This is a genomic window from Pseudomonas sp. MIACH, assembly GCF_001269925.1.
Classification (GTDB): Bacteria; Pseudomonadota; Gammaproteobacteria; order Pseudomonadales; family Pseudomonadaceae; genus Aquipseudomonas.
On record NZ_LHVO01000033.1, the window covers coordinates 210,107 to 225,658 of the forward strand.

The following is a 15,552-nucleotide window of genomic DNA, read 5'->3' on the forward strand; positions in this document are numbered from 1 at the left end:
CCAGTCGGCATGCATATTTGCCAGGTTTTTGAGACAGGCTGCAATTCGTCAGCGGCGCCCTTTGCCGGATGACGCTCGGGTATACTGCCGCGTTTTGTGATGCCCCTGCAGGCCAAGCGCCAGACCGAGAAAACTTCGCTTACGGATTATTTTCCGTGACGCCGCATTTTTTCGGCCAGCCTGTACAGAGGGATTTCGGCACTATTTTGTTGGAGTTATACATGCTCGATCAGGCTCAACGCGTCCTCAAGGACATCTTCGGCTACGACAGTTTTCGTGGCCGCCAGGGTGCGATCATTGAGCGCGTGGCCAAGGGGGGCGATGCCCTGGTCCTGATGCCTACCGGCGGCGGCAAGTCGTTGTGTTTCCAGGTGCCGGCGTTGTTGCGCAACGGGCTGGCAGTAGTGGTGTCGCCGCTGATCGCGTTGATGGACGACCAAGTCGCGACCCTGGAAGAGCTCGGCGTGGCTGCCGCCGCCTTGAACTCTACCCTCAGTGCCGAGCAGCAGCGCGACCTGGCCGCGCGGATCAAGCGCGGTGAAGTGAAGATGCTCTACCTGGCCCCTGAGCGCCTGGTGCAACCGCGCATGCTGGCGTTTTTACAGAGCCTGGAAATCGCCCTGTTCGCCATCGACGAAGCCCACTGCGTATCGCAATGGGGGCATGATTTCCGCCGCGAATACTTGCAGCTCGGGCAACTGGCGGAGTTGTTCCCGGACGTTCCCCGCATCGCCCTGACCGCCACCGCCGACAAGCGCACCCGTGAAGAAATCGTCGAGCGTCTGCACCTGCAGAACGCTGAGCGTTTCCTGTCGAGCTTCGACCGGCCGAATATTTTCTACCGCATCGTGCCCAAGGAGCAGCCACGCAAGCAGTTGCTGGCGTTCCTCTCCGAGCGGCGCAGCGATGCGGGCATTGTCTATTGCCTGTCGCGCAAGAAGGTCGATGAAGTGGCCGCATTCCTCTGCGAACAGGGCTACCCGGCGCTGCCGTACCACGCCGGCCTGCCCAACGAAACGCGCTCTGCCCACCAGAAACGCTTCCTCAACGAGGAAGGCCTGATCATGGTGGCCACCATCGCGTTCGGCATGGGCATCGACAAATCCAACGTGCGCTTCGTGGCGCATATGGATCTGCCCAAGTCCCTTGAGGCCTATTACCAGGAGACCGGGCGTGCCGGCCGTGATGGCCTGCCGGCGGATGCCTGGATGGTCTATGGCCTGCAGGACGTGGTGATGCTCAAGCAGATGCTGCAGAACTCCGAAGGCGATGAGCGCCACAAGCGCCTGGAGCAGCACAAGCTCGACGCGATGCTCTCGCTGTGTGAAGAGACCCGCTGCCGCCGCCAGACCTTGCTGGCGTACTTCGACGAGGACATGCCGCAACCGTGCGGCCACTGCGATAACTGCATTGATGGTGTACAGACCTGGGACGCCACCGAGCCGGCCCGTCAGGCACTCTCGACGATCTACCGCACCGGCCAGCGTTATGGCGTAGGCCATCTGGTGGATGTGCTGCTGGGCAAGGACAATGAAAAAGTGCGCAGCTTCGGCCACGAAAAACTCTCGGTCTACGGCGTCGGCAAGGCCCGTGCCGAAGGTGAGTGGCGTTCGTTGTTCCGGCAGATGGTCGCGCGTGGCCTGGTGGACATCGATATCGAAGGGTATGGCGGCCTGCGCCTGAACGACAGTTGCCGGCCCCTTCTCAAGGGCGAGGTGAGCCTGGAGCTGCGCCGCGACCTCAAGCCGCAAACGACCGCCAAGACCAGCACCAGCCAGGCCAGCCAGCTTGTGCGGGGCGAAGAGCGCGAACAGTGGGAAGCCCTGCGTACCCTGCGACGCAAGCTGGCCCAGGAACACAGCGTGCCGCCGTACGTTATTTTTCCCGACTCCACCTTGCTGGAAATGCTGCGCGAGCAGCCCACCACCATGGCCGAAATGGCCCGGGTCAGCGGCGTGGGTGCGCGTAAGCTGGAGCGCTACGGTCAGGCGTTCCTCGAAGTGCTCGGTGGCCAGGCCGAAGCACCGAAGGAAATCGCCGACATTCGCCACGAACTGATCAGCCTGGCACGCGCCGGCATGACCCCGATCCAGATCGCCGGCCAACTGCAATGCTCGGAGAAAAACGTCTACACCTTACTGGCCGAATCCATCGGCAAGCAGCAGTTGTCCCTGGAGCAGGCCCTTGATTTGCCGGAAGATCTGCTCGGCGAAATCCAGGATGCATTCCTTGACGGAGAAGGCGAATTGCCACCGGTTGCGGAGATCGCACCGCTGTTTGCCGGGCGTGTTCCTGAAGGGGTTTTGTATTGCGTGCGGGCCGCTTTGCAGTCTGAATTCGAAATTTAGTGTGCCAATTACGACAATGTAACGAATCAGTACATAGCAAGTCTTGCCTAGTGACATGGCTCATGCTTAGCTGACTAATAATTAGCCATACTTTATTTTCAGTCTAAACCATGAGTTTTTTATGCCGTTAACCGATCAACACCGTTTTGGCATGCAACTGGCGCAAATGTCCCGAGGTTGGCGCGCTGAGCTCGACCGCCGTTTGGCCGGGCTGGGCCTGTCCCAGGCGCGTTGGCTGGTGCTGCTGCACCTGGCCCGTTTCGAAGAAGCCCCCACTCAGCGCGAGCTGGCGCAAAGCGTCGGTGTAGAAGGGCCGACCCTGGCCCGTTTGCTCGACAGCCTCGAAGGCCAGGGCCTGGTGCAACGCCAGGCCGTGGTGGAAGACCGTCGCGCCAAGCGCATCCTGCTGTGTGACACTGCCAAACCGTTGATCGAACAGATCGAGACTATCGCCACCGCCTTGCGTCACGAGCTGTTTGTCGGTGTTGACGAAGAAGATATGCGTGTCTGCATGCGGGTGCATGGGCACATCCTGGCGAACCTGGAAAAGTCCTGATTCGTCCCCGGTAGCAGCTGTCGAACCTCGCCGGGGCTCGACAGCTGCGAGTGTGAACGGGGGTGGTTAGAAGGTTTGCCCTAGGTTCAGATACACCGCCTTCTGATTATCATCATTAAACCCATAGCTGAAATTCAGCGGCCCCAGCGGCGTATCAAACCCCAGGAAAATACTCGCGGCGTTGATATAGCCGCTGTCGAATTCATTGTCGTTGTTCCATGCCCGACCCCGTTCCAGGGACGCGCCCAGGTACAGCGGGAAATCCAGCGGCAGGTAGGAGCGCGGCGTCAGGCGGCGGTAGTACACCGCGCGCATCAAGCTGATGTTCTGCCCGGAAATCGCATCCTGGCGGAAGCCCGACAACTGCCGCGCACCGCCCAGCAGGAAGCTGGAAATCACCACGTCCGAATCATCCAGGGTGCGCCCGTAGCGACCGCCCAGCACCAGCGTGTCCGGACCGTGGCTCATGGCCTTGTCCAGCTTGAATTCCCATTGTCGATAGCGCTGGTCCGAGCCCAATCCCGGTTCGAATTCGCGCAAGGCCAGGCCGATATCCTCGCCGCTGTGAGGGAAGTACACGTTATCCAGGGAGTCGAAGGAGTACTTCAGTTCATAGAAGCCTTCGCTGAAGCTCACACTTGGCAGGTCGCGGTCGCCGATGCGCACATCCGCCTTGCCCCAAGCCTCGCCGACGCCGAAGCGGATCTCGCCGCTGTTGCCGATCTGGCGCCCCACGTTCAGGCCGAAACCATAGCGTTCCAAGCGGTATTCGGAGATGGGGTCATTATCGAGGATCAGCTCGACGTTCTGTGCCTGGGCGCTGAGATAAGGGGCAACGAAATAGCGCGAACCGGTATCCATCGGCTGATAGAACTCGCTGTACAGCTCTTGCCGATCGCCGATCTGCACCCGCGTCAGCCACTCGGCGCCGAGACGGTTAATGCCATTCATACGGTAACTGGCCCCCAGGTTGAAGGCGCTGTCGCCACGCATATCGTCCGACAGGTTCAGGCCCAGGCGCAGGTAGTCTGTACCGCTGCGTTTGCCGCGTGCACTGATCACCAGGGTGTTGTCCTGGCCCTTTTTCACCACGCGGTATTGCACCTGCTCGAAGTAATCCAGGCCGTACAAAGTGCCCATGTCGGTCTGCAGGCGGCCAAGCTCCAGCGGTTCACCCAACGGTTGGCGGATGTAGTAGCGGATCACGTCGTCGCTGACTTTCGAGTCGTTCTCCACCTTGATCGCGGTAATCACCGGGGTGCGTTCGCCTGGGGTGCGCGCGGCCACCAGTTGCGGGTCGATCGGTTCGGCGGGGCGCAAATGTGCCAGGCGAACGTCGAGGGCGCGGGTGGCGCGATAGCCGGCATCGATCATGTCCTTGGCGCGGCCGAAGTCCGTCACGCCATAGGCGGCCAGCGGCGGCTGGATCAGGACGTCCTTGGGATGCAAGGCCTTGAGTTGTTCCTCGGAGTTGCGCCGGGTCATCAGGGTGATGGACTGGTTGAGCACGTCCACCACCGTTGCCAGTTGCTTGCGTGAACGCAACGGGGTGCCGATGTCGACCACGATGGCGATGTCCACGCCCATCTCGCGCGCCACATCCAGTGGGATGTTATCGGTCATGCCGCCATCCACCAGCAGCCGGCCATCCAGCTCCACCGGCGCGAACACGGCCGGAATCGACATACTGGCGCGGATCACCTGGGGCAAATGACCTTTGCTGAACACGACTTTCTCGCCGGTGGTGATATCGGTGGCCACGGCGCGGAAGGGGATTGGCAATTTGTCGAAATTACGCGTGTTGCTGGTGTGGGCGAACATGCTTTCCAGCAGCAGCGCCAGATTCTGGCCCTGGATCACACCCAGGGGCAGGCCGAGGCTGCCGTCATCGCGAAAGCTGAGCTTCTGCTTGACCAGGAAATCCCGGTCATCCTGCTTGCGTCGAAACGGCACGTCTTCCCGTGGCGGTGCGTCGGACAGCGCCTGTTGCCAGTCGATGCCCAGCGCAAGTTTTTCCAGTTCATCGATCTTGTAGCCCGACGCATACAGCCCGCCAATCACCGCGCCCATGCTGGTGCCGGCAATCGCATCGATATGAATACCCTGTTCCTCCAGGGCCTTGAGCACACCGATATGCGCCAGGCCTCGGGCGGCACCACCGGACAGCACCAGGCCGACTTTAGGGCGTGGCGGTTCAACGGCATCGGCAATCAGGGGGATCAGGCAGAGGAACAGGCAGGACAACAGGCGGCGCATCATGACTCTCGAAGCTGGGCGATAAAGGCCGGTATTATAGCCATCCGATCCGCCGAGCCCGTTACGCCAGGAACCTCTCAAATTATGTCGCCGAGCAAACCCGAGATTGTCATCACCTATTGCACCCAGTGCCAGTGGTTGCTGCGCGCCGCGTGGCTGGCGCAGGAGCTGTTGAGTACGTTTGCCGAGGACCTGGGCAAAGTGTCGCTGGAACCGGCAACCGGCGGGACGTTTCGCATCACCTGCGAGGGTGTGCAGATCTGGGAGCGCAAGGCCGACGGCGGCTTCCCTGAAGCCAAGGTGCTCAAGCAACGCGTGCGTGACCAGATCGACCCGCAACGCGACCTGGGCCACAACGATCGTACCCAATAAAGGCCACCGCCGCTGCAGGACGGTGACCCCTGGATGCGCCGCTATTTGGCGGCCATTTTGCTCTTGATAAAGCCCACGACCAAGGTCAGCACCAGGCCGCCGACACCGCCGCCGACGATATTGCTGCCGACCGCTGCCACATCCAGGGCTTCGCCGCCGGAGGTGCCCGTGAGTGCCGAGACAATCTGGCCGAGCACCAGGCCGCCGACGCCGCCGAGAAAGGTATTGAGCCCGGTGCCCAGGCTCTGTTTGGTCATGCCGGCCAAGTTGCCGCCGACGGCGCCGCTGATGATCTGAACCAGCAAGCTGATGAGCATTTCCATGATGTAACCCCTGCATAGCGTTGATGGAGTGACCACTCGCTTGCAGCAACTGCAGAAAACACCATGGCTGTCGTCGAGGAGTCTTTATCCGTTTAACGACGGCTGACTGTTGCGGATGTTTAAAGTATAGATCAGGCCGTTGCAGCGGGCTGCTTGGCCTGGCTGGCACTCCCCATCAGCCCTGAAAGCACGATGGCGATGATGATCAACGCGCCGCCCAACAACATGCGCAAGGTCGGCGTCTCGGCAAACAGCAGCCAGGCCACGGTGATGCCGTAGACCGGTTCCATGGCAAACACCACCGAAGCGGTGCGCGCCTTGATCACCGCGAGGCTGGCGACAAACAGGCTATGGGCCAGGCCGGTACAGAACACCCCAAGCAGGCCGATCCACAACCAATCCAGCGCACGCACATCCGCCAACCCCGGCGCAGCCACGGGCAGCAGGCACAGGGCGACCACCACATTTTGGCAAAGCGCCGCCTGTACGGCAGGGATGCGCCCGGAGCTGGCGCGGTTATTGAGCGATAACAAGGAAAACAGCAACCCCGAGGCGATGCCCCAGAGCAGGCCGCCAGTGGCTTCGCTGGCGAGGTTGAAGTCCGGCGTGACCAGCACCAACCCAACGGTGACCAGGGCCACCAGTACGATTTCATTGGCGCGAATGCGCTCGCGGAAGATCAGCCCTTCGAGGATCACGGTAAACGCCGGGAATGCAGTAAACCCCAGCGTGGCGACGGCCACACCGGCCACCTTGACCGCAATGAAGAACGTCACCCAATGCGCCGCCAGCAACACGCCACTGACCAGCAGGCGACGCCAGTCCTGCAGCGCCAGGGTTTTCCAGGGGGCGTTGCTGGCGAAGCGCGCAAACACTGCCAGGGCAATCACGGCAAACGCGGCGCGACCGAAGACGATGATGGCCGGCGAGGCCGCCGCCAGCTTGCCGAAGACGCCGGTAAGGCCAAACATCAATGCGCCGATATGCAGGGCGCCGAGGGCTGAACGGGGAGTCATTGCGATCCTTGAACCAACGGGAGTGACAGGGTCGCAGTCTAGAGGGTGCTGGTGCGTGCGTCTGTCGTGCGACTCGCGATTTTTAGCGCAAGGCTCGCCCTACGTGGCGCGCCGCAACGCACCGGGAGAGGCGCCAAATTCGCGGAGCATGGCGGCGGCAAAGGCACTTTGTGAGGTGTAGCCAACCCGCTCGGCGATTTCACCGATGGGCAGCGGCGTCTCGCGCAGCAGTTTCAAGGCCAGTTGCAGGCGACGGCTGCGGATGTAGTCCATGGGCGTCTGCCCGCACTCGGCCATGAACCGCGCATGCAGGCGCGCCGCTGACAGGCCGGCGATGCGTGCCAGGTCGGCGACTTGAAGGGGGTGGGCGAGGTGCTTTTCGATATGCCCATTGAACGCTGCATACGGCAGGCGCCGGCCCGGCACCTGCGGGGCCTGCGGATGATTGAGGCTGGTCAGCAACAGCACCGCGCCCTGTTGGACGATCAGTGGGTCTTCCACCGGGCTGTGCGCCAGCCATTGCACCAGTTGGTGTTGCCGGGCATCCAGGGTCAGGCGGGCCGGTTGGTCAAGCAGGCGGCGGCTGGCATCCGCATGCTCGCCCAAGGATTGCAGGACCCAATGCTCCGTGGGCACATCCAGCACCAGGCAGCGGCTGCCATCGCGACTGCCACAGGCATGGTGGGCGCAGAAGGGCAGCACCATCACGCTGCTTTCACGCACCTGGCTGCCACGCCCATCGACTTCCAGGTCCAGGTGACCGGACAGGCCGAACACCAACTGCGCATGGTCATGGCTGTGGGCGATGGGCGCTTCGAGGTAGTGGCGTAGCGTGAGCGACGGTGTCATCGCGGTCTCCTGGGCAGCAGGGTTGCCAGTCTACAACGCTTCGCGGCCAGTGAGCGTTGTCATCAGACTGACGCACGACTGTCATGGGCTATTAATCGCCAAGGCGCAAGCTCGCGAAAACAGCGTCGAGGGATGCCCATGACCAGTGCCGAGTTCACCAAGCCCAGCCGTAAGCAGCGGGTTCGTACCCTGTGGATTTCCGACGTGCACCTGGGCACCCGGGATTGCCAGGCCGAACACCTATCGCAGTTCCTCAAGGGCTACCACGCCGACAAGGTCTACCTGGTCGGCGATATCATCGACGGCTGGAAAATGCGCGGCGGCATGTATTGGCCTCAGGCCCATACGAACGTGATCCGCCGGCTGTTGACCATGGCCAAGCGCGGCACCGAAGTGATCTACGTCACCGGTAACCACGACGAATTCCTGCGCCGTTACTCCAAGCTGATCCTGGGCAATATCCAGTTGGTGGACGAGGCGGTGCACGTCACGGCCGATGGCCGTCATCTGCTGGTGATCCACGGCGACCAGTTTGATGTGATCACCCGTTACCACCGCTGGCTGGCGTTCCTGGGCGACTCGGCCTATGAGTTCACCCTCACCTTGAACCGCTGGTTGAACCACTGGCGTGCGCGGTACGGCTATGGCTATTGGTCACTGTCGGCGTATCTGAAACACAAGGTTAAAACCGCCGTGAGCTTTATCAGCGATTTCGAAGAAGCCATCGCCCACGAAGTGACCAAGCGCGAGTTGCATGGCGTGGTGTGCGGGCATATCCACCATGCGGAGATCCGCAAAGTGGGCGAGGTGGATTACCTCAACTGCGGGGATTGGGTGGAGTCGTGCACGGCGTTGATCGAGCACTGGGACGGGAGCATCGAGTTGTATCGCTTGGCGGATGCGCAGGCGAAAGAAGCGCTGCTGAAAGCCGAGATGGTCGCCAGCTGAGGGGGGGGGCGGTCAAAATGTGGGAGGGGGCTTGCTCCCACATTTTCAGTCCCGGTTTCGTCAGTGGGATACGTCGGCGATGGCTTTGGCCAGGAGGCTCAGGCGTGTCGCATCAATACCGGCCACGTTAGCCCGCCCCGAGCTGACCATATACACGCTGTGCTTCTCGCGCAGTTGCTTGACCTGCTCGGCACTCAAGCCGGTGTAGGAAAACATCCCGCGTTGCGCCCCAATATGCGCAAACCGCTCAGCCAGGCCATGGGGCGCCAACGCCTCCACCAGTCCGCAACGCAACTGCGCGATTCGCGCACGCATGGCTTCGACTTCCTCGCTCCACTGCTTTTTCAGTTCGGCATCACCGAGGATGGTCGCGACCACCGCCGCACCATGATCCGGCGGCGTCGACCACAGGTTGCGCGCGGTATTCGCCAATTGGCTGCGTACATCCGTCAGCTTCTCGGCATCCGCCGCACACACGATCAAGGCGCCGACACGGTCGCGGTACAGGCCGAAGTTCTTCGAGCACGAGCTGGTGACCAGCACTTCCGGCAGTTCAGCCGCAAACAAGCGCACCGCCCAGGCATCCTGCTCCAGGCCGTCGCCAAAGCCCTGGTAGGCGAAGTCGATCAGCGGCAGCAACTGGCGTTCGCGCACGATGTGCAGCACCTGGCGCCAGTCATCCTGGGACAGGTCGAACCCGGTCGGGTTGTGGCAGCAGGCGTGCAGCAGCACGACATCGCCTTTGGGCACGGTGGAGAGCGTCGCCAGCATCGCCGCCACATCCAGGCGGTTATCCGCGCCCACGTACGGGTAGTGGCTGACCTTGAGCCCTGCCTTGGCAAAGATGGTTTCGTGGATCGGCCAGGTCGGGTCGCTCAACCACACGCCACGGCCGGGCAGGTTGTGGGCGATAAAGTCAGCGCTCAAGCGCAGGGCGCCGGTGCCGCCTGGGGTCTGGGTCGCGCCGGCACGGTGTTCGCGCAGCAGGGCGGAGTCGGCGCCCAGCACCAGTTCGCTGATCAGTGTGCCGAAGGCTGCATCGCCGTGGCCGCCGATATAGGTCTTGGTGGCCTGGGTGTCGACCAGGCGCTGCTCCGCGCGTTTTACCGAATGGGGAATCGGCGTCAGGCCCTGGTCGTCTTTGTACACGCCCACGCCGAGGTCGAACTTGTTCGGGTTGCTGTCCTGGGCATACAGGTCCATCAACCCGAGGATCGGGTCGCCGGGTACCCGGCCTATGGCATCGAAATGCATTACTTGCGGCCCTCGGCGTCCTTGGCCACTTCGTCGGTGCGCGCGGCCATGATGAAGTCGTTGCGGTGCAGGCCCTTGATGGAGTGGCTCCACCAGGTCACGGTCACCTTGCCCCATTCGGTGAGCAGGCCCGGGTGATGGCCTTCGGCTTCGGAGATTTCACCCATGGCGTTGGTAAAGGCCAGGGCGAATTTGAAGTTCTTGAACAGGAAAACCTTTTCCAGCTGCATCACGCCGTCGCGTACCTCGATGTTCCAGTCGGGGATCTGCTTGAGCAGCACCGGCAACTCTTCATCGCTGACTTGCGGGGCATCGGCGCGGCAGGCTTCGCAGTGGGCTTGGTTCAAGGTGGTCATGGTCGGTGTCCTGAATTCGAATAGGTGAAGGTCAGTGGCGTCACCCTAAAGCAACGCGGGGCCAGGGAACAGACTCACCTGGCCTTAAAAGACGCAGTTCAAGCAGCTTTTGGTTTGGGCGGAAATTTGGGGGCGTGCAAGCCAAGCTGCATACCGCGCTCGACCATGCCCATGATGTCTTCCTGCGCTACTTCGAACAGGCGCTTGAGGTTGGGCAGCACGAAATACAGCGGTTGCAGGATGTCGATGCGGTACGGGGTGCGCATCGCTTCCAGCGGGTCGAAGACCTGGTGCTCGGGTTCGTCCGACAGGCAGTACACGCTTTCCTTGGGTGACGACAAAATCCCGCCACCGTAGATACGCCGACCTTCGGGGGTATCCACCAGGCCGAACTCGATGGTCATCCAGTACAGGCGCGCCAGGTACACCCGTTGCTCCTTGCTGGCCGCGAGGCCGAGCTTGCCGTAGGTGTGGGTGAACTCGGCGAACCACGGGTTGGTCAGCAGCGGGCAGTGGCCAAAGATCTCGTGGAAAATATCCGGCTCTTGCAGGTAATCCAGTTCTTCGCGGGTGCGAATAAAGGTCGCCACTGGAAACTGCTTGTTGGCGAGCAATTCGAAGAACGTCTGGAAGGGAATCAGCGCCGGCACGCGGGCGACTTGCCAGCCGGTGGTGGCAGCCAGCACTTGGTTGATTTCACCCAGTTGCGGGATGCGATCCAGGGGCAGGCCGAGTTTGTCGATGCCATCCAGGTATTCCTGGCAGGCGCGGCCTTCGATCACCTTCAACTGACGGGTGATCAGGGTGTTCCACACCGCGTGTTCTTCCGGCGGGTAGTGGATAAAACCTTGCGCATCGGGCTCGCGGGCCACGTAGTGCGTCTGCTTCATACGGCTCTCCTGCTAGGCATTCGTTCTTGTTATGTCCTGCGATGAACCTATTGATACTCCGTGCGGGGCGAGATTCCATCGGCTTGAATGGCCCATGCGTAGGAAAAGTTACCGACTTTCGTAAAGTATTCGTTACAGTTGTGCCGCTGATCGCCGAGTTGGGCTGTGAAAAGCCCGTAAGCTGTCACATAATCTTGACGACTATCTGCGCCCAGCGACAAAAAGACGCGGCGCCTACCCACTTTCCGGGCCTTTTCATGCGTATCAAAGTGCACTGCCAGAACCGCATCGGCATCCTGCGGGACATCCTCAACCTGTTGGTGGAGTACGGCGTCAACGTCGCCAAGGGGGAGGTGGGTGGCGAGCATGGCAACGCGATTTACCTGTTCTGCCCGAACCTGGTGAACATGCAATTCCAGGCGCTGCGCCCGCAGTTCGAAGCGATTGCCGGGGTGTTTGGCGTTAAGCGGGTAGGGCTGATGCCCAGTGAGCGTCGGCATATGGAGCTCAATGCCTTGCTCGGTGCCCTGGAGTTTCCGGTGTTGTCCATTGACATGGGCGGCTCCATTGTCGCCGCCAACCGTGCCGCCGCGCAGTTGCTCGGGGTGCGGGTGGACGAGGTGCCGGGCATTCCGCTGTCGCGCTACGCCGAGGACTTCGATTTACCGGAGCTGGTGCGCGCGAGTAAATCGCGGATCAATGGCCTGCGGGTCAAGGTCAAGGGTGACGTGTTCCTGGCGGATATCGCGCCGCTGCAATCCTCCGAACATGACGACAGCGAAGCCATGGCCGGCGCCGTGCTCACCCTGCACCGCGCCGACCGTGTGGGCGAGCGCATCTACAACGTGCGCAAACAGGAGTTGCGCGGCTTCGACAGTATCTTCCAAAGCTCCAAGGTCATGGCTGCCGTGGTGCGTGAAGCCCGGCGCATGGCTCCCCTGGATGCGCCGCTATTAATAGAAGGCGAAACCGGCACCGGCAAAGAACTGCTGGCCCGCGCCTGCCACCTGGCCAGCCCGCGGGGGCAATCGCCGTTGATGGCGCTGAACTGCGCCGGGCTGCCCGAGTCGATGGCCGAGACCGAACTGTTCGGCTACGGCCCCGGTGCGTTCGAAGGCGCGCGCGCCGAAGGCAAGCTGGGGCTGCTGGAACTGACGGCGGGCGGTACGTTGTTTCTCGATGGCGTCGGGGAAATGAGTTCGCGCTTGCAGGTGAAGCTACTGCGTTTCCTGCAGGACGGTTGCTTTCGTCGGGTCGGCAGCGATGAAGAGGTCTACCTGGATGTGCGGGTGATCTGCGCCACTCAGGTGGACCTGTCCGAGCTCTGCGCCCGTGGCGAATTCCGCCAGGACCTTTATCACCGCCTCAACGTGCTGTCCTTGCATATCCCGCCCCTGCGCGAATGCCTCGATGGCCTCGCGCCCTTGGTTGAGCACTTTCTCGACCAGGCCAGCCGGCAGATCGGCTGCCCGCTGCCCAAGCTGGCGCCCGCCGCGATGGATCGCCTCAGCCACTACCATTGGCCGGGGAATGTGCGGCAATTGGAAAACGTGCTGTTCCAGGCGGTGTCGCTGTGTGAGGGCGGCACGGTCAAGGTCGAGCACATTCGCTTGCCGGACTACGGCGTGCGCCAACCCCTTGGCGATTTTTCCCTGGAGGGCGGCCTGGACGAGATCGTCGGCCGGTTCGAGAAGGCCGTATTGGAAAGCCTGTATGCCGAGCATTCCAGCAGCCGGCAGTTGGGCAAACGCCTGGGGGTGTCGCACACCACCATCGCCAATAAATTGCGTGATTACGAAATTCTCAAGGCCGACAAATAGGCGGTGAGGGAGGGGGCGTTGCCGCTGGCGGCAGTAGTCCGCCGTTTTTTCGACTATCGTCAGCCTCCCCAATCCTGCTGCCTGGCCGCAAACCCCCGCCCCGCCTCGACTTTCCTCTGTTTTGAAAAGTTGGTTCGCAAATTGCTTAAGCCTCATCAGTACAGCGGTGGGCGGCAAGCCTGCGTCAGAAAGAGGAAGAAGCGTGGACAAGTACCTTTATGTGGCAATGACCGGCGCCAGCCAGAATGCACTGGCGCAGAAGGCTCATGCCAACAACTTGGCGAACATCTCCACCAACGGTTTTCAACGTGACCTGGAACAGGCGCGTTCGATGCCGGTGTTCGGTGACAGCTTTCCGGCGCGGGCCTTTGCCATGACCGAGCGCCCAGCCACCGACTTCACGCCTGGCGCGATGATCGAGACCGGCCGTGACTTGGACGTGGCCGTCAACGGTGACGGCTGGATGGCCGTGCAAACGCCGGACGGCAGCGAAGCCTACGTGCGCAGCGCCAGCATGAACGTCGATGCGCTGGGCGTGCTGCGCGCGGGTAACGGCATGCCGATCATGGGCAACGGTGGCCCGATTTCGGTGCCGCCCCAGCAGAAGATTGAAGTCGGCTCCGACGGCACCATCAGCATTCGCGCCATGGGTGAAGGCCCTCGGGTGATGGCTGAAGTGGACCGCATCAAGCTGGTCCAGCCCGACCTCAAGAATATGAATAAAGGCCTGGACGGCACCATCCACACCAAGGATGGCCAGCCGGCCGTGGCCGATGCGAGCGTCAAGCTGACCTCGGGTTTTCTGCAGGCGAGCAACGTCAACGCGGTTGAAGAAATGACGGCGGTGTTGGCGCTCTCCAAGCAGTTCGAGCTGCACATCAAGATGATGAACAGCGCCAAGGAAGACGACCAGGCCATGACTCGCGTCATGCAGATGAGCTGATAGCCGCGTCACTGACTGAATACTAATTTTGCAGCGCAGCGCCAACAAACAGGCGCACGAAGGAGAACAGCATGCTTCCGGCTCTATGGGTTGCCAAGACAGGCCTGTCCGCCCAGGACACTAACCTGACCACCATTTCCAACAACCTGGCCAACGTGTCGACCACGGGTTTCAAACGTGACCGCGCCGAGTTCCAGGACTTGCTCTATCAGATCAAGAAACAGCCTGGCGCCCAATCGACCCAGGACAGCGAACTGCCGTCGGGCCTGCAACTGGGTACGGGTGTGCAGATCGTCGGCACCCAGAAGAACTTCAGCGCCGGTAACCTGCAGCAGACTGGCCAGCCGCTGGACATGGCCATCAACGGCCGTGGCTTCTTCCAGATCCTGCAGCCGGACGGGACCACGTCTTACACCCGTGACGGTACTTTCCACCTGGACTCCAACGGCCAGATCGTCACCGCCAACGGTTTTGCTCTGGAGCCTGCCGTTATCGTGCCGGCCGATGCCAAGACCTTCACTGTCGGCAACGACGGCACCGTGTCCATCACCGTGGCCGGTAACCCGGCGTCGCAAGTGATCGGCAACCTGCAAACCGCCGACTTCATCAACCCGGCCGGCCTGCAGGCCATGGGTAACAACCTGTTCCTGGAAACCGCTTCCAGCGGCGCGCCGCAAATCGGCACCCCTGGCCTGAACGGTTTCGGCACCACGCTGCAAAGCACTTTGGAAACCTCCAACGTGAGCACCGTTGAAGAGATGGTCAACATGATCACCACTCAGCGCGCCTACGAGATGAACTCCAAGGTGATCTCCACCGCCGACCAGATGCTTTCGTTCGTAACGCAGAATCTGTAATCAAGTCTATGGGGCGCCGTAGACAGCGCCTGCAACACCGTGAGGTAAGGGTCATGAATCGCTATGTTTCCGTTCTGGCATTGAGTGGGATTGCCGTGCTCGCGGGCTGTGTCGCCCCGACGCCAAAACCCAATGACCCGTACTACGCGCCGGTGTTGCCACGCACACCGTTGCCGGCGGCGGCCAACAACGGCTCGATCTACCAGGCCGGTTTCGAACAGAACCTGTACAGCGACCGCAAGGCGTTCCGGGTCGGTGACATCATCACCATCACCTTGAACGAGCGGACCCAGGCCAGCAAGAACGCCAACTCCCAGGTCGGCAAGACCAGCAAGGCCGGCATTGGCCTGACCTCGTTGTTCGGCGCGGTACCTAACGTCAACAATCCGCTGGGCGATGGCGACCTGAGCCTGAGCGCCGGCTACAGCGGCGACCGTGCCACCAACGGCAAGAGCGCGGCGGGGCAGGGCAACAGCCTGACCGGTTCGATCACCGTCACGGTGGCGGACGTGTTGCCCAACGGCATCATTGCCGTACGCGGTGAGAAGTGGATGACCCTCAACACCGGTGATGAGCTGGTGCGTATTGCCGGTATGGTTCGCGCCGATGATATTTCCACCGACAACACCGTACCGTCGACGCGGATTGCCGATGCGCGCATCACTTACTCCGGCACCGGCGCTTTTGCTGATGCAAGCCAGCCGGGCTGGTTCGACCGTTTCTTCCTTAGCCCGCTGTTCCCTTTCTAGGTGGCCACTTTGAAA

15 protein-coding genes are annotated in these 15,552 nt (G+C 61.7%); 8 read left to right on the plus strand and 7 right to left on the minus strand.

What is annotated here, in order from left to right; genetic code table 11:
* Positions 1 to 221 precede the first annotated feature (221 nt).
* Positions 222 to 2,348 carry a DNA helicase RecQ gene (gene recQ, locus AD670_RS14110; RefSeq protein ID WP_053133159.1) on the plus strand — a complete coding sequence of 709 codons (2,127 nt, stop codon included), beginning with the start codon at positions 222 to 224 and terminating at the stop codon, positions 2,346 to 2,348.
* Positions 2,349 to 2,469: 121 nt separating this feature from the next.
* The gene (locus AD670_RS14115; RefSeq protein ID WP_053133162.1) at positions 2,470 to 2,904 is read left to right on the plus strand and encodes a MarR family transcriptional regulator; all 435 of its coding nucleotides are present in this window, start codon (positions 2,470 to 2,472) and stop codon (positions 2,902 to 2,904) included.
* A gap of 66 nt (positions 2,905 to 2,970) precedes the next feature.
* On the opposite strand, the gene AD670_RS14120 is transcribed toward AD670_RS14115, so the two are convergent.
* On the minus strand, positions 2,971 to 5,160 hold the full coding sequence (locus AD670_RS14120; RefSeq protein WP_053133165.1) for a patatin-like phospholipase family protein: 2,190 nt from the start codon (positions 5,158 to 5,160) through the stop codon (positions 2,971 to 2,973).
* A gap of 84 nt (positions 5,161 to 5,244) precedes the next feature.
* On the opposite strand from AD670_RS14120, the gene AD670_RS14125 reads away from it, so the two are divergent.
* Positions 5,245 to 5,532, plus strand: coding sequence for a SelT/SelW/SelH family protein (locus AD670_RS14125; protein WP_053133169.1), 288 nt, complete (start codon positions 5,245 to 5,247; stop codon positions 5,530 to 5,532).
* A 41-nt stretch (positions 5,533 to 5,573) separates the two neighbouring features.
* Here the strand turns inward: AD670_RS14125 and AD670_RS14130 are convergent, their stop codons facing one another.
* From AD670_RS14130 to AD670_RS14140, 3 genes are all read right to left on the minus strand, one after another.
* Positions 5,574 to 5,855: a hypothetical protein gene (locus tag AD670_RS14130; RefSeq protein ID WP_053133172.1), complete on the minus strand. Its 282-nt coding sequence runs from the start codon at positions 5,853 to 5,855 to the stop codon at positions 5,574 to 5,576.
* 131 nt (positions 5,856 to 5,986) lie between these two features.
* Positions 5,987 to 6,871, minus strand: coding sequence for a DMT family transporter (locus AD670_RS14135; RefSeq protein ID WP_053133175.1), 885 nt, complete (start codon positions 6,869 to 6,871; stop codon positions 5,987 to 5,989).
* Positions 6,872 to 6,970: 99 nt separating this feature from the next.
* Positions 6,971 to 7,720: an AraC family transcriptional regulator gene (locus tag AD670_RS14140; RefSeq protein WP_053133178.1), complete on the minus strand. Its 750-nt coding sequence runs from the start codon at positions 7,718 to 7,720 to the stop codon at positions 6,971 to 6,973.
* A 138-nt stretch (positions 7,721 to 7,858) separates the two neighbouring features.
* Here AD670_RS14140 and AD670_RS14145 point away from each other — a divergent pair, with 138 nt between their 5' ends.
* Complete coding sequence (locus tag AD670_RS14145; protein WP_053133181.1) at positions 7,859 to 8,668, plus strand: UDP-2,3-diacylglucosamine diphosphatase; 810 nt, start codon at positions 7,859 to 7,861, stop codon at positions 8,666 to 8,668.
* 60 nt (positions 8,669 to 8,728) lie between these two features.
* On the opposite strand, the gene AD670_RS14150 is transcribed toward AD670_RS14145, so the two are convergent.
* From AD670_RS14150 to phhA, 3 genes are all read right to left on the minus strand, one after another.
* Positions 8,729 to 9,922, minus strand: coding sequence for an amino acid aminotransferase (locus tag AD670_RS14150; protein WP_053133184.1), 1,194 nt, complete (start codon positions 9,920 to 9,922; stop codon positions 8,729 to 8,731).
* A complete protein-coding gene (locus tag AD670_RS14155; protein WP_010208721.1) occupies positions 9,922 to 10,278 on the minus strand; it encodes a 4a-hydroxytetrahydrobiopterin dehydratase in 357 nt (118 codons plus the stop codon). Before AD670_RS14155 ends, AD670_RS14150 begins: the two co-directional genes overlap by 1 nt.
* A gap of 98 nt (positions 10,279 to 10,376) precedes the next feature.
* On the minus strand, positions 10,377 to 11,168 hold the full coding sequence (gene phhA / locus AD670_RS14160; RefSeq protein WP_053133187.1) for a phenylalanine 4-monooxygenase: 792 nt from the start codon (positions 11,166 to 11,168) through the stop codon (positions 10,377 to 10,379).
* A gap of 257 nt (positions 11,169 to 11,425) precedes the next feature.
* Between phhA and AD670_RS14165 the strand changes: the two genes are divergently transcribed.
* The 4 genes from AD670_RS14165 (at position 11,426) to flgH (ending at position 15,537) form a co-directional block, all read left to right on the plus strand.
* Positions 11,426 to 12,988 (plus strand): sigma-54-dependent transcriptional regulator, encoded by a 1,563-nt coding sequence (locus AD670_RS14165; protein ID WP_053133190.1) that lies wholly within the window; start codon positions 11,426 to 11,428, stop codon positions 12,986 to 12,988.
* A 202-nt stretch (positions 12,989 to 13,190) separates the two neighbouring features.
* A complete protein-coding gene (locus AD670_RS14170) occupies positions 13,191 to 13,931 on the plus strand; it encodes a flagellar basal body rod protein FlgF (protein ID WP_053133193.1) in 741 nt (246 codons plus the stop codon).
* A 71-nt stretch (positions 13,932 to 14,002) separates the two neighbouring features.
* Positions 14,003 to 14,788 carry a flagellar basal-body rod protein FlgG gene (gene flgG / locus AD670_RS14175; RefSeq protein ID WP_025855853.1) on the plus strand — a complete coding sequence of 262 codons (786 nt, stop codon included), beginning with the start codon at positions 14,003 to 14,005 and terminating at the stop codon, positions 14,786 to 14,788.
* Positions 14,789 to 14,841: 53 nt separating this feature from the next.
* Positions 14,842 to 15,537, plus strand: coding sequence for a flagellar basal body L-ring protein FlgH (gene flgH, locus AD670_RS14180; protein WP_010208725.1), 696 nt, complete (start codon positions 14,842 to 14,844; stop codon positions 15,535 to 15,537).
* Positions 15,538 to 15,552 lie beyond the last annotated feature (15 nt).

Bases quoted from the DNA above. Each gene is read 5' to 3' on its own strand.
- flgH (WP_010208725.1), top strand. From the start codon at position 14,842: ATGAATCGCTATGTTTCCGTTCTGGCATTGAGTGGGATTGCCGTGCTC.
- AD670_RS14125 (WP_053133169.1), top strand. From the start codon at position 5,245: ATGTCGCCGAGCAAACCCGAGATTGTCATCACCTATTGCACCCAGTGC.
- AD670_RS14150 (WP_053133184.1), bottom strand. From the start codon at position 9,922: ATGCATTTCGATGCCATAGGCCGGGTACCCGGCGACCCGATCCTCGGG.
- AD670_RS14140 (WP_053133178.1), bottom strand. From the start codon at position 7,720: ATGACACCGTCGCTCACGCTACGCCACTACCTCGAAGCGCCCATCGCC.
- AD670_RS14155 (WP_010208721.1), bottom strand. From the start codon at position 10,278: ATGACCACCTTGAACCAAGCCCACTGCGAAGCCTGCCGCGCCGATGCC.
- AD670_RS14120 (WP_053133165.1), bottom strand. From the start codon at position 5,160: ATGCGCCGCCTGTTGTCCTGCCTGTTCCTCTGCCTGATCCCCCTGATT.
- recQ (WP_053133159.1), top strand. From the start codon at position 222: ATGCTCGATCAGGCTCAACGCGTCCTCAAGGACATCTTCGGCTACGAC.
- AD670_RS14145 (WP_053133181.1), top strand. From the start codon at position 7,859: ATGACCAGTGCCGAGTTCACCAAGCCCAGCCGTAAGCAGCGGGTTCGT.
- AD670_RS14165 (WP_053133190.1), top strand. From the start codon at position 11,426: ATGCGTATCAAAGTGCACTGCCAGAACCGCATCGGCATCCTGCGGGAC.
- AD670_RS14115 (WP_053133162.1), top strand. From the start codon at position 2,470: ATGCCGTTAACCGATCAACACCGTTTTGGCATGCAACTGGCGCAAATG.
- AD670_RS14130 (WP_053133172.1), bottom strand. From the start codon at position 5,855: ATGGAAATGCTCATCAGCTTGCTGGTTCAGATCATCAGCGGCGCCGTC.
- flgG (WP_025855853.1), top strand. From the start codon at position 14,003: ATGCTTCCGGCTCTATGGGTTGCCAAGACAGGCCTGTCCGCCCAGGAC.
- phhA (WP_053133187.1), bottom strand. From the start codon at position 11,168: ATGAAGCAGACGCACTACGTGGCCCGCGAGCCCGATGCGCAAGGTTTT.
- AD670_RS14135 (WP_053133175.1), bottom strand. From the start codon at position 6,871: ATGACTCCCCGTTCAGCCCTCGGCGCCCTGCATATCGGCGCATTGATG.